We start from the raw sequence: 12,465 nt of genomic DNA, 5'->3' as shown, positions 1-12,465 counted from the left end.
TTATTGTTGCATTAGATTACATAACTCTCGATTATAAAAAGTTAATTATTACCAGTATTTAACTTTTTTAATCATCCTCATACATGTTCATCTTTAAAGCTTTAATTTCAAAGCAACTCTTCAGCTATCCTTAATTGTCTTTCCCGTTCTTTAGTAGCTGCCTCTGCAACTGAAGAATGATCTGATATGTAATTCACCAGTTTTACTGCATAGTCACTGCAAACCATAGCGTGTCCTCGCATATGTCCAGTTGCAATGGCTTGTGCAAAAGAACGGGCAGCATACTTACTAGCCTCGGTTGTGGACTCTTTGGCTAATTCATTGACAATAAATCCAACTTTTCTTAAGTCAAAGGCTCTAATCTCACCAGTTATACGCTTTTCTAGCGTTTCTATACCTAAATCAATCCGCGGGTCATTTACAAGCTGCTGAACCAGATGATCCAGGTGCTCAACTGCTACTTTCAAAGCCCATTTGGCCAGAAACTTCTGCGGCAGCTCTTCAAGCGTTTCTTCAAGCCGATTTCTTAATTCATGGTTATCTACAATCTTTATCTTTGGACTAGTATAAGTAAACATGTTAGTTTCTCTTAATTGCTGTTCATGTTTATTCCATGCATATTCCTCAATATTCAACGAATCACTCCCCCATTACAACACGGCACTATTTAATTGCTTCAGATCTTCTTTTATAAAAAGAGTGTACCATACTGAAAAAATGTAAATTATCCATATTCTACGCGAATAGTCGCCTTTATTACTCCGATGCTGGGTAAACATCTCTTCGATGATATTCATATTGAATATTTCTTCAATGCCACTATAGCGGATTTGTTCAAACATTATATTTGAAATTGGAGTTTTGAGCCAATCACGAATGGGTACGGGAAATCCTAGTTTCGGGCGATTCACAATAGCTTCCGGAACGATTCCTTCCATAGCTTTACGCAAAGCAAGTTTTGTTGTTTTTTGCCCAATCCGATTGGACACAGGTATTTTACTAGCCGTTTCAAAAACCTCTTTATCTAAAAACGGGACTCTTAATTCTAATGAATGTGCCATGGACAGCTTATCTGCTTTTGATAAAATGTCTCCAGGTAACCAAAAATTCAGATCAATAAACTGCATTCTTGTCGTAGGGTCTAGGTGAGCTGTCTTATCATAAAAAGGCTTAACGATATCCATGGGATGTAAAAAGCTATTCTGAGCGTGTACCGATTCGTGAAGCAAGTTCATTTTACCGCTTTTGTTAAAAATATTAGCATTACCGAAAAAACGCTCTTCTAAAGGTGTCAGACCCCGAAGTAAATAATTTTTGCCATAAAAATGATAGGGATATACAGATAATGATTTTCGTAACGAATCCTTTATGAAGTTAGGCATCCAGGTTATCGGTCTTAATGCATTTGGCTCTCTATAGATTCTATACCCTCCGAATAATTCGTCAGCGCCTTCCCCTGATAGGACCACCGTGACATGTTCTTTTGCAAGCTGGTTTAGATGATAGAGTGCAATAGCGGAAGGATCTGCAACAGGCTCATCTAGGTGCCAGACCGTTTTCGGGATACTTTCAAAAAAAACTTTTTGCGATAAAATGTGAAAATAATGATCTGTCCCCAGTTTGGCTGCCGTTTGATTTGCAATGATTGTTTCATTGTTCAGCCCTTCAAATCCAATCGAAAAGGTTTTTGTTGATTCTTCTGCTCTCATCATTGCAGCTATTGCGGTGGAGTCAATTCCACTGGACAAAAAACATCCTCTATCCACATCACTTTGTAAATGAAGATTTACAGACTCTTTCAATTTCCACTGAATTTCTTCGGCATAGTCTGCTAAAGATCGTTCTACCGGTTGAAAATGGGGTTCCCAATATTTCTCGATCTTCATTTCACCATCCGAGTTAACAAATAATCGCTCCGCAGGTCCTAATTTATGAATGTGTTCAAACATCGTATCAGGATGCGGGACATACTGAAAAGTTAAGTAGCTGAATAAACTTTGATATTGAAGCTTTCTGGGTACTCCTTGCACTGCAAGTATGCTTTTAATTTCCGAAGCAAATAAAAGATTATTTTCGTCTTTGTAATAATAAAAAGGTTTGATCCCGAAATGATCTCTAGCAGCAAAAAGAGATTGTTCCTTAAGATCCCAAATCGCAAAACTAAACATTCCACGTAAATGATGGACACAGTCCTTGCCGTATTCCTCAAATAAATGCACAATGACCTCTGTATCTGATTGCGTCTGAAAGTGATGTCCTTTTAGCTTTAACTGATCTCGTAGTGTTTTATAATTATAGATTTCACCATTAAAAACAATCCAAAGGGTACGATCTTCATTCGTCATCGGTTGATTACCATCACGTAAATCAATTACAGACAATCTGCGAAAACCAAGTCCAATGTGAGAATCGAGCCATACTCCCTCATGATTGGGACCTCGGTGATTCATAACCCCTGTCATTTGTTTTAAGGTTTCTTCATGTGGTGGCTGTCCATTATATTTTAATATTCCTGCTATTCCGCACATACTATGGTAGTCCTTCCTATAATAAAGATTAGGATATAGAGTGCCCATAATTGCTTTGATAAATTTATCATTTTTTTCTAAAGGATTCACTTATTTGAAAATACAAAAAAAGAAAAGCCTGTATTAGCAGGCTTTTCTCATTCATTCTTACTTTATCTCTCCCATAAAGCTTCTAAAGTTCTCGACGATATCTTTGGATCGGGTATGGTGCAAATAATGCTCCCCATCAAGCAACATCAATTTCCCGTGTAAGGAGTCTTTAATCTGTTCTTTATGCAGGGATTCCCAGCCTAGAACATCCGTATTTTCTTTCACTAGGAAGAAAATAACAGGAAGATCTTTTGGGAAATTTAATGTTTCCGTGGCTTTGAAATTACTTTTAAAATGCTCTGCTTCGCTGATGATATTTGGATTCATCATGTTTTTAAGTGAAATCATTCTATTTTGTTCTTTAGTTTCCTCATCATCACTTGGTGTAACGATTTGGGCTGGATTGAGCTTTACCAGCAATCTCATAAATCCTGAGTTTTTAAGCAGCTTATAGGTTCCTGATGGAAATTCTTCATCGTTGCCCCCTTGTGTGGGTACGCTGCTGTCGATGCCTACGAATGCACTAACTTCGTTTTCGTATTTGTTCACATAGTCCAGTCCGTAAATTCCCGCTATAGAATGTCCCATCAGAATATAACGATCTATCTTTAATTCTTGTAAAGCTTCATGAAGCTCACTCACGATATTGTCGACCGTTCGTTCTTTTGTGGTGACATCGCTTAGTCCATAACCAAACGGCTCAACTACTACAACTTTATAGAAAGGAGTCAGTTCATCTACAAGTGGTTTGAAATCAATTACGGGTGATGCGGTTCCAAACCCTGGGAGTAACACGACTGTTTCCTTGCCTTGCCCTTGTATGGTAACATTCATCTTTTTCCCGTCGACAGGTACAAGCTGACCATAGGGTTCTATTTTTCCTTTCTCCACTTTATTGCTGATCACATTGACTGTAAAAACGATGACCAGAAAAAGTGCTAGGAGTATGACTATAGCGACTATTACTTTAAGTAAAATTAATAATGTTTTTTTCATACTTTCATTTCCTTCCTTGATGTTTCTTTTAGTTTCTCCAACTTCTGCACCCCTTCATGTTATCCCTTATCTTTTGTCTACTTCATTCTAACAATCCAGTCTTAGATCCTGTGTAACGCAAGTTTAATTGATTCTTAACTTTCAACAGCTCCTAAGGATAACGAATTAAGCTTCTGTTAAGATTTATATAACAAAAAACACCTCTAGATATCCGTCGATCAGCCATAGGCTAATCTAACGTTATCTAAAGGTGTAGTTTCCACTTATTAGTTCATTGATTATTTACGCGCTGCACGAAGCTTCTCAGGGGTTACATCGTTTCCATCCGGATCTAAAATTGTCACGCCAGAAAGACTGTTACGAACTTGTCCACGAATTTCACGCAGATAGTCTTCACGCAATGCGATCTGTTCAACCCATTCGCCTTGTGTCAAGCCTACTTCACGTTCTTTCTTAGCTAATTCATTGATGCGAGTCAAACTTGTAATCATCTATGTTCCTCTTTTCTTAGTTTTAATTAGCTTACTAACGGTTATGGCGTAGTTCCAGATTCAAGCTAAATTATCGGCCATTTGTTTCATAAGTCTTCTTAATAATAAACGTTCTTCAGGTATAATTCCGGCTAGTAATTTATCCAGCTGTTTGTTCCAGATCTGTTCCACAGGTTCGCAGAGATTACGTCCGGCTGGGGTTAGATACACTCGGCTAACTCTGCCATCTTCAGAATCTCTTTTTCGAACAACAAACCCATGATTTTCAAGAGATTTCACCATATTTGTTATGGTTGGAGGCTCACAATTCAAGCTTTCACTTAGCTGTATTTGTGTCATTCCATCTGTTCTCCATAACCGGCATAATAACTGTTCTTGACCCACATGAAGATTAAGTTCTCTAAGCAGCTCTGCATAATCTCTACGCATTTCCGCTGATATTCTATCCAGTAGTTCCCTTATCTCATCTTCTATCACAGATATTTCCTCCGTACTGCCTTACAAATTACTTAGCAAGCTAATAATATCACGATTTATTAAAAATTTCAAATAAATGTCCCTAACATTCATCCTGTTTGCTGACCAAACCATTAAAAAAGGAGTATAACCACAAGATCACGTAGATCTCGGTTTTACTCCTGCCCAGTCGACACTTGACTTCGTTCTCAATTATTTTGTGGAAGCCGCACTTCAAACATCGTCCGCACTACACTGCTTTGTGCAGAAACTGTTCCAGCATGTTGTTCCACAATGTTTTTAGTGATAAATAAGCCCAGTCCCGTACTCCCTGTGGGATGCGTTCGCGCTCGATCCCCGGTGTAGAACATATCAAAAATACGCGGCAGCTCTTCCGGATCAATACAATCTCCATAGTTAATGATCTCAATAACGACTTCATTTTCCTCTAAATACCCATGAATATCAATAAATTGACCGTCGCTTCCATATCGCGCTGCGTTGGTGAGGAGATTCTCAAATACACGTGCCAGCAGCTCACCGTCACCCTCTATCTTCAGAGGTTGGGTTACATCCAAGCGGGAAGTAAGACCATTTTTCTCAAAAACGGGATATAACTCTTCATTTAACTGCAAAAGAAGCTCACTCAGGTCGATCGAGGTTTTTTCAAGCGTAAGCTTACCATAGTTCATTCTTGTGATTTCAAATAGCTCATCAATTAATTTTTCCAAACGTTGAGATTTAGTATAAGCAATCGTTGTATAATGTCTGGTCTGTTCTGGCGTTAATTCATTGTCCTTAAGGATAAAATCCAAATAACCTATAACGGAGGTAAGTGGTGTACGCAGATCATGTGCCAGATTTAATACAAGTTGATCTTTACTGCTCTCCGCAAAGTCGCCCCGCTCAATAGCTTCCTGAAGATGGTCAATAGCCAGATTGATATCATGGCCAATAAGGCCGAATTCATCTTTAGATGGGATATCTACCCGCTCCGAGAAATCACCCGACGCCAGCTGATGGATCCCTTTCGAGATTTCCTTGAAATAATTTGCATATGGTTTAGTAAATATAAAAAAGAATAAGATGGCCAAAGGAATGAAGATAATCAGAAATGCATTAACATCACCGATATCCCGCATCAAGTAGCGAACTTTAGTCAATGGATTTTCTAATAAGACCTCTGATCGATAATATCTCTGCAGAATTTTATAGATTGAAAAGGTAATTCCACCGGATACAAGCATACTGGCCATCAGCAGCATAATCATTTTTGTGCGAAAGCTATAGATCATTTTAGGCATTGGTTGTATACCCTTCCCCTACTATTTATCTTTGTAGTGACAATGGTATATGAATTCATTCAAAATCTCAAATCCTTCGAATCAAAGATCTTTCCGCACAAAAATCCGCAGAGAAATGATATATGAACAGCTAAGCAAGAATACATAAGCCAGACCTAGGATTATAAAGGGAATGACCGTACCTTTCACTCCAAAACTCAACCATCTGTTCACATCAGGTATCCACTGGATCAAAAAGCTAAACACGTTCGGTCCAAACATAACAATCATCATAAAAACAAGATTAACCACTTGTGCTCCCTTTGCCCCTAACCAGTAATGAATCGGTAAATAAAGCATGGCAAGGAGAGGGAATATGGATAACGTAATACCAACCTCTTGCCAAAAATGAGGGGTTACGGCTTTACCTGTCATAATAATCAGGAGATAGGTAAAGGACGTGGCTGCCAGCCCAACAAGCGCATACGGAAGGATCGAAAAATATTTGGCACGGACAAGCTCTTGTCTCCTTACAGGGAGATTAACGAGAAACCGTTGCGTCATCTGCTGAGTATCCATTGAGCAGGAGCTTATCAATAACAGCATGGGTGGCATTACCGTAAATAAACTGAAGCTATGATAGTTCGAGTAAGCTATAAAAATAAAAAAGGGGATTAGCAGCATCAGAAATTTACGCAGAAGAATGAAGTCTTTTTGAATTAAAAAAAATGATTTATACACTTTACGTCCTCCTTAGCTTATAACTCTTCCTTGCTAAACAATCGTAGTGAAATCCTATAAGAGCAGTACAATATGGAGAGATAAACAATCCCTATCAAACCAATCGACAACAGATGATCCTGCAGCTTTATGTCGGTAATTGTTAAGAAAAAGGATGAATTTGAGAGTGAAGATCCAGTGTTCAGGGTGGTAATCGTTATTACTACATTAAAAAGGATATTGAAGTAATAGTTTTTGGAACCAAGCCAATAATGAATCGGCAGATAAATAGACGCAGCCAAAGGAATCATAAGTAACGTTAAAGATACCCCTATCCAATAAAACGGGCTAATGGAATATCCAAATGAAAAGGAAATTAGTAACAAAGCTAAAGAGCAAACCAAACCGATGAAACAATAAGGAATAAGTGATAAGTATTTAGCCAAGATAATCTCTTGCCGTCTTACTGGTAACCCTATCACAAACTTTGTGTTGTTATTCTGTGCATCCATAGAACAGGAGTATACGAGCAACAGTAAAGATTGAAAAGTAGCAAACATGCTGGAGTTATCCAGTTGAACATATGCGATGAACAAGATACTCAAGAGAAATATAGGGATAAAATTCCGCAGGAGAATAAAGTCTTTTCGAATCAGCAACAAGAGATTAAACATACAAAGTGTTTCCCTTTACCGTAAAATACATGATTTCTTCCAGAGTAGGTGTTTCGCATATGGCATGACCTCTAAAGAAGTGTTCCCCCTCAGAGCGATTGTTCAGAAGCCCCTCGAAACCAACTTCCGTCTCTCTAAGCCCGATGAACCATTTTCGTACATCCCGATCAAGCAACTCTTTATTGCCTTTTACCAGCATGTATTTGTTGGCTAGAGATTCTTTCATTTCATTAAATACTAGGTGCCCTTCGTTCACAAAAACAATATAGTCCGCGATCCGGTCCAAATCAGTCGTATTATGCGTTGAAAAAAGAATAGACTTCTTCTCATCCTGGATATGCTCACTAAGCAAATCAAGCAACTCTCTTCGGAATATAGGATCAAGTCCTGCAGTAGGTTCATCCATAATGAGCAGATCTGCACCATGTGATAAGGCAATGGCGAGCGAATACTTCATTTTCATTCCTTTGGAGAGCTCCTTAATCTTTTTCCGCGGGGAAAGCTTGAACATCTCTATGTATTTCCTATACGTTTCTTGATCCCAACGACTATAAAAAGGAGCAATAATCTTACTCATCTGATCGATGGTTAATTGATCGTAAAAGTAATTCTCATCGGAGACATAGCCAATCCGATCCTTATTCTCTGCTTCATGGATAGACATCTCCTGGTCAAAAATCTTGACGCTGCCATGATCAGGAAACACCATCCCCATCATCATTTTTATTAATGTTGTTTTCCCTGCCCCATTCGGTCCAATTAGCCCCGTGATATACCCTTCTTTAATACCGAACGTAAGTTCGCATAGGCTAAAATGGCCATATTTTTTAGATATTTGGTCCAATTGAATGACTTCTTTCATTCTGTCTCCTCCTCATAAAGCAATTTCAACATCTCACTAAACTCAGCAAAATTAATCCCCAGCATTTTACTCTCGTCGATAATCTCCTTCATTTTGTTCTCCATAATCCGTAGCCGTTGTTCCCGAATAAACTCCTGATCTGCACCAGAAACAAAGGAACCTTTCCCCACAATTGAATTGATAAGCCCTTCTCTCTCCAGTTCTTCATAGGCTCGTTTCGTTGTAATTACGCTAATCTGCAGCTCTTTGGCTAATAGCCGGATAGAAGGTAATGGGGTGCCAGACACTAACTCTCCTTGCAGAATCATCTGGCGGATCTGGCTGACAATCTGTGCATAGATGGGTTCACCGGAAGTGTTGGATATCAATATGTTCATGGAATCGTGCCCTCACTCCTAGTTTATGTGTTATCAATGTATATATGTAATATATACACTATACCCATTGTTGTCAATTAACTTTCTAGTATCGGCGAAAAAGCTGATTCCTAGGATCTAAGAACCAGCTTACACAGTTATCAGATATTTTCTCTATCACAATAATCCCGCACTTTTTAAAAAACGGCTAACAATATCTATCTGATAGCGAATCCGTAGCTCACGATCAAGGCTCCAGCAGGTTTCCACAGTAAATGCTTTAGCCCCTAATATACGGGTAACGGCTGCCCTTGAGGAGCCGGGGCGCTCCCGTAAACGGATATTAAAATGATAAGCGGTTTTTGGAATCGTTCGATTAATGCCTTTGATGACACGTTTTGCTGTACCTGTTCCTCGGCTTCCCGGAGTGACGATGATCGACTGGCCAAGTCGCTTCGGATTTTTTTGTGACAACCCATTTGCTTCATGAAGATCCAGAAACCAGGTGGGACGATATCTTAGTACTAGCTGTAGCAAAGCTGAAGCTAATGGATGTTTTGCCGCTGTTTTGCTAGAACGTGGAAAGGTGCGGTTTAAATCGGGTACACCTCTGATCCGTTTGCGGTAAGCTTTTTGATTCATTAGAGGTACTACAATGATCGTGCCCCGGTGTATATACAACCTTCTCTGGTTAAAACGTTCTACAATGATCTGTGCGGCACGAATACTTCCTGTCTCATTCCCATGTATCCCCGACACCACCATAAAGACAGGACCAGGAAGCTCACCTCTAATCACATAATAAGGAGTAGCATAAGCTGTGGACGATGCTAAGGTATAGCTTTCAACGATCATAAAGGATCACCTCCACATTTAGATAATCCATATATGTGTATTCCGATGTCCCCCAGTTGTCCTAGACAGATAAGCAAGAAGAAACGACGTGGTCTTTTTTAAAGATAGCATTCGTTTTTCGTAGAAATACAATCAAAAAAAGCCTGATTTCTCAGGCTTCCTTAGTCCTAACTAGTTAATTTATTTATACGCCGGGAGCCAGTCTCCATGGGCTGTGATCAGCTCGTCGCACATATTTGTAATGTCATCCATCGACAATTCAGCTGCTGTATGTGGATCAAGCATTGCGGCGTGATAGATATGCTCTTTCTTATGGGTAATCGCTGCTTCGATCGTTAACAACTGTGTATTAATGTTTGTACGATTCAGTGCGGCGCACTGTGGAGGCAGATCTCCCACGTAGGTCGGAGTTACTCCGCTTCTATCTACTAAACAAGGGACCTCTACACATGCTTCTTTTGGCAGATTGGTGATGAGACCTGTATTCATAACATTGCCACCTATTTTGAAAGGCACATTAGTTTCGATAGCTTCCATAATATAAGACGCATATTCATGCGAACGTTCATGTTTAAGTTCTTTGTTATTAACCAATTCTTCACGCATTTGTTGCCAACGTTCAATTTGATCTACACAGCGGCGTGGATACTCGTCGAGTGGAATTTGAAACCGTTCGATAAGCTCAGGGTAATTACGTTTGATAAAATAAGGATGATACTCTGCGTTATGTTCCGAAGATTCCGTAATGTAATAACCGAATTTAAGCATCATTTCATAACGGACCATGTCTCCGTGATGTTCTTGTTGCTTCTCAGCGGCACGGCGTTTAATTTCCGGATACAAATCCTCGCCGTCTTTAGTAACCTCCAATAACCAAGCCATATGGTTAATCCCAGCGATCTTAGCCTGAACACCTGTCTGATCCATACCCAGATGCTCGAACAAGCCCGGAATACAATGCTGCACACTATGACATAATCCCACCGTCTTTACACCGCCATAGGTATTCATCACATTGGTCAGAACTGCCATAGGATTCGTATAGTTCATAAAGAGTGCGTCCGGACAAACCTCCCGTACATCCGCAGCAAAGTCCAGCATCACTGGAATAGTACGCAGGTTACGGAAAATCCCACCTATGCCAACTGTGTCCGCAATCGTTTGCCGCAAGCCATATTTCTTCGGAATTTCAAAATCTGTGATGGTGCAAGGATCGTAACCTCCCACTTGGATTGCATTAATGACATATTTAGCTCCACGCAAAGCTTCTTTACGATCCGTATAGGATTTCACAACACAAGTGCTGCCGCTGCTCTCTTTTATATTATTTAGCATATTCTCGGAATCTTTCAGGCGTTGTAGATCAATATCATACAGGGCAAGTTCAAACCCTTGCAGGGCTGGCGTTCTCATACAATCTCCCAACACGTTTTTGGCAAATACAGTGCTACCCGCTCCGATAAATGTAATTTTAGACATGTGAAATATTCCTCCTTATAGGTGAGGTGAACGGTATTAACATCGCAGTTTTATGGAATAGAGTAAACTATAATTCCCTTATAAACACTAGGATGTCAGATCATAACCGTCTGCTCTCTTCACTAATCACTATAAATGAGAGCGGTCCCAATGAGTATGGAGAAATACAAGAGATATATGGACGTTTGTTGCATTTGTATATTCAATCCTATAATCTAAATGTATTATAAAAGCAATCTTGGGGAGGTTCTAAGTAAATGGCTTCAGAGCATTATCATTTTACAGCAGGGTTTAATCTGGCTCCCGATGATCATGACCTATCTGTATTATTCAGCGGAGAAGGCAAACCCGTTCCTGGCCATAAAATGGGCCCCTCTGTTCATGATTACTATCTCATTCATACAGTAATTGATGGGGAAGGAGTTTTTCAAAGTGGCAGTAATTCGCAGGGATGTAGTAAGGGGGATACCTTTGTTATTTTTCCGGGGGCGTTATTTAGCTATCAGGCAGACATGGATCGTCCGTGGACATATGTATGGGTGGCCTTACAAGGGGAAGCGGTTGAACAGCTACTACACGAAGTGGGAATTACAAGGGACAAGCCAATAATCCACTTAGATAACCTAATAGAGATACATAAAGTATATGAACATATTCGTTTATCCTTTCAGCAATCTGCTTATCCTCGACTGGAGAGCTTAGAAGCTTCGGGTTGGCTGCGGCTGCTAGTGCACAAATTCGGTGTTGCGAACATAAGTTCGCTTCCCTCTCAATCGATAGAATTACCGGATGTTATCGACCGTCAGATCGATCAAGCGATCCGTTGGATTTCTCTACAGTTTCATCAACAGATCAGTATCGACCATATGGCATCGTCTCTAGGCTATCATAGGGCGCACCTCTCTAAAGTCTTTAAACAAAAGATCGGCATGTCTCCCAAACAATATTTATTAAAGGTTCGTATGGATAAAGCAAAAAAACTGCTAGGAGGCACGCTGACCATCGACCAGATCTCTTCCTCGGTCGGTTTCAATGACGCGTTATACTTCTCCAAGCAGTTCCGTAAGTGGAGCGGCATGTCTCCCAGTGAATTTCGAAATCATCTTCGAACGGGCAAGTGATTGATGTATCTTACGTTTCTTTCATGGCTTTAGATAAAATTGAGCTAACAAACGTTGTCTTTCCTTCACAATAAGCATCAATGTCATAACGATGTTGTTCTGCCAAGCGTTGTTTGACCTCTGCATACGCTTGACGCGCTGCTGTATTCGATCGCAGATAGTCTCTGAAAGCGATATGCTCCAAGTATCCTTTTCCATCCTTAGGACATACATACAGATGATATTTCATAAATCCATCATCCTGAAGTCTTTGAAACGCTTCTCTTCCCTCTATTCCCAAGTTCCCTTGGTGTTCATATCCATGCTGTTGTAAACGTTCTATGATTTGTGGGAGTACATCGTAGCTGTCCATCACAAGATCAAGGTCGATGATAGGTTTAGCAGCTAGCCCTTCAATCGAAGTACTGCCCACATGCTCGATAGAAATAATAAGATCTCCGACATAAGATAAGAGCTGTTCTTTTAATCTATTGAATTCTGCCTTCCACTCTGGGTTATACGGGACAACCTCTATAACTTTCGTCTTCTCAGCGATGATCAAACACCTCCCGGGT

14 protein-coding genes are annotated in these 12,465 nt (G+C 39.9%); 1 reads left to right on the top strand and 13 read right to left on the bottom strand.

The window, feature by feature from the left end; translation table 11 throughout:
* Positions 1-107 precede the first annotated feature (107 nt).
* The 12 genes from MHI15_RS20955 to MHI15_RS20900 all read right to left on the bottom strand — a co-directional run bounded on the left by MHI15_RS20955 (position 108) and on the right by MHI15_RS20900 (position 10,790).
* The gene (locus MHI15_RS20955) at positions 108-635 is read right to left on the bottom strand and encodes a putative immunity protein (RefSeq protein ID WP_081383441.1); all 528 of its coding nucleotides are present in this window, start codon (positions 633-635) and stop codon (positions 108-110) included.
* Positions 636-650: 15 nt separating this feature from the next.
* Entirely contained in the window at positions 651-2,528 is a 1,878-nt protein-coding gene (gene asnB, locus MHI15_RS20950) for an asparagine synthase (glutamine-hydrolyzing) (protein ID WP_341164995.1), read from the bottom strand.
* Positions 2,529-2,675: 147 nt separating this feature from the next.
* The gene (locus MHI15_RS20945) at positions 2,676-3,614 is read right to left on the bottom strand and encodes an alpha/beta fold hydrolase (RefSeq protein ID WP_341164789.1); all 939 of its coding nucleotides are present in this window, start codon (positions 3,612-3,614) and stop codon (positions 2,676-2,678) included.
* Between the two features lie 278 nt (positions 3,615-3,892).
* Entirely contained in the window at positions 3,893-4,105 is a 213-nt protein-coding gene (locus tag MHI15_RS20940; RefSeq protein WP_036676956.1) for a DUF896 domain-containing protein, read from the bottom strand.
* Between the two features lie 60 nt (positions 4,106-4,165).
* Positions 4,166-4,582: a MarR family winged helix-turn-helix transcriptional regulator gene (locus tag MHI15_RS20935; protein ID WP_341164788.1), complete on the bottom strand. Its 417-nt coding sequence runs from the start codon at positions 4,580-4,582 to the stop codon at positions 4,166-4,168.
* Between the two features lie 188 nt (positions 4,583-4,770).
* Positions 4,771-5,865, bottom strand: coding sequence for a HAMP domain-containing sensor histidine kinase (locus tag MHI15_RS20930; RefSeq protein WP_036676951.1), 1,095 nt, complete (start codon positions 5,863-5,865; stop codon positions 4,771-4,773).
* An 81-nt stretch (positions 5,866-5,946) separates the two neighbouring features.
* Positions 5,947-6,585: an ABC-2 transporter permease gene (locus MHI15_RS20925; protein WP_341160063.1), complete on the bottom strand. Its 639-nt coding sequence runs from the start codon at positions 6,583-6,585 to the stop codon at positions 5,947-5,949.
* Between the two features lie 17 nt (positions 6,586-6,602).
* On the bottom strand, positions 6,603-7,238 hold the full coding sequence (locus MHI15_RS20920; protein ID WP_076280407.1) for an ABC-2 transporter permease: 636 nt from the start codon (positions 7,236-7,238) through the stop codon (positions 6,603-6,605).
* A complete protein-coding gene (locus tag MHI15_RS20915; RefSeq protein ID WP_076281762.1) occupies positions 7,231-8,100 on the bottom strand; it encodes an ABC transporter ATP-binding protein in 870 nt (289 codons plus the stop codon). Before MHI15_RS20915 ends, MHI15_RS20920 begins: the two co-directional genes overlap by 8 nt.
* Complete coding sequence (locus MHI15_RS20910) at positions 8,097-8,477, bottom strand: GntR family transcriptional regulator (protein ID WP_076126630.1); 381 nt, start codon at positions 8,475-8,477, stop codon at positions 8,097-8,099. The genes MHI15_RS20915 and MHI15_RS20910 overlap by 4 nt, the downstream gene beginning before the upstream one ends.
* 156 nt (positions 8,478-8,633) lie before the next feature.
* Positions 8,634-9,311 (bottom strand): M99 family carboxypeptidase catalytic domain-containing protein, encoded by a 678-nt coding sequence (locus MHI15_RS20905; protein ID WP_076280406.1) that lies wholly within the window; start codon positions 9,309-9,311, stop codon positions 8,634-8,636.
* Between the two features lie 180 nt (positions 9,312-9,491).
* Positions 9,492-10,790, bottom strand: coding sequence for an alpha-glucosidase/alpha-galactosidase (locus MHI15_RS20900; protein ID WP_076132990.1), 1,299 nt, complete (start codon positions 10,788-10,790; stop codon positions 9,492-9,494).
* A 257-nt stretch (positions 10,791-11,047) separates the two neighbouring features.
* Between MHI15_RS20900 and MHI15_RS20895 the strand changes: the two genes are divergently transcribed.
* Complete coding sequence (locus MHI15_RS20895) at positions 11,048-11,911, top strand: AraC family transcriptional regulator (RefSeq protein ID WP_076126635.1); 864 nt, start codon at positions 11,048-11,050, stop codon at positions 11,909-11,911.
* A 10-nt stretch (positions 11,912-11,921) separates the two neighbouring features.
* Here MHI15_RS20895 and MHI15_RS20890 read toward each other — a convergent pair whose 3' ends face one another.
* The gene (locus MHI15_RS20890; RefSeq protein ID WP_370510713.1) at positions 11,922-12,452 is read right to left on the bottom strand and encodes a GrpB family protein; all 531 of its coding nucleotides are present in this window, start codon (positions 12,450-12,452) and stop codon (positions 11,922-11,924) included.
* Between the last annotated feature and the right edge of the window lie 13 nt (positions 12,453-12,465).

Origin of the sequence: Paenibacillus sp. FSL H7-0918, assembly GCF_038007025.1 — a bacterium.
GTDB lineage: Bacteria > Bacillota > Bacilli > Paenibacillales > Paenibacillaceae > Paenibacillus_AQ > Paenibacillus_AQ odorifer.
Note: the sequence above shows the minus strand (reverse complement) of the source record. Positions and strands in the feature narration are given on the sequence as shown.

Coding starts and splice junctions, on each gene's coding strand:
- MHI15_RS20895 (WP_076126635.1), top strand. CDS start 11,048: ATGGCTTCAGAGCATTATCATTTTACAGCAGGGTTTAATCTGGCTCCC.
- MHI15_RS20945 (WP_341164789.1), bottom strand. CDS start 3,614: ATGAAAAAAACATTATTAATTTTACTTAAAGTAATAGTCGCTATAGTC.
- MHI15_RS20905 (WP_076280406.1), bottom strand. CDS start 9,311: ATGATCGTTGAAAGCTATACCTTAGCATCGTCCACAGCTTATGCTACT.
- MHI15_RS20920 (WP_076280407.1), bottom strand. CDS start 7,238: ATGTTTAATCTCTTGTTGCTGATTCGAAAAGACTTTATTCTCCTGCGG.
- MHI15_RS20910 (WP_076126630.1), bottom strand. CDS start 8,477: ATGAACATATTGATATCCAACACTTCCGGTGAACCCATCTATGCACAG.
- asnB (WP_341164995.1), bottom strand. CDS start 2,528: ATGTGCGGAATAGCAGGAATATTAAAATATAATGGACAGCCACCACAT.
- MHI15_RS20915 (WP_076281762.1), bottom strand. CDS start 8,100: ATGAAAGAAGTCATTCAATTGGACCAAATATCTAAAAAATATGGCCAT.
- MHI15_RS20900 (WP_076132990.1), bottom strand. CDS start 10,790: ATGTCTAAAATTACATTTATCGGAGCGGGTAGCACTGTATTTGCCAAA.
- MHI15_RS20940 (WP_036676956.1), bottom strand. CDS start 4,105: ATGATTACAAGTTTGACTCGCATCAATGAATTAGCTAAGAAAGAACGT.
- MHI15_RS20930 (WP_036676951.1), bottom strand. CDS start 5,865: ATGCCTAAAATGATCTATAGCTTTCGCACAAAAATGATTATGCTGCTG.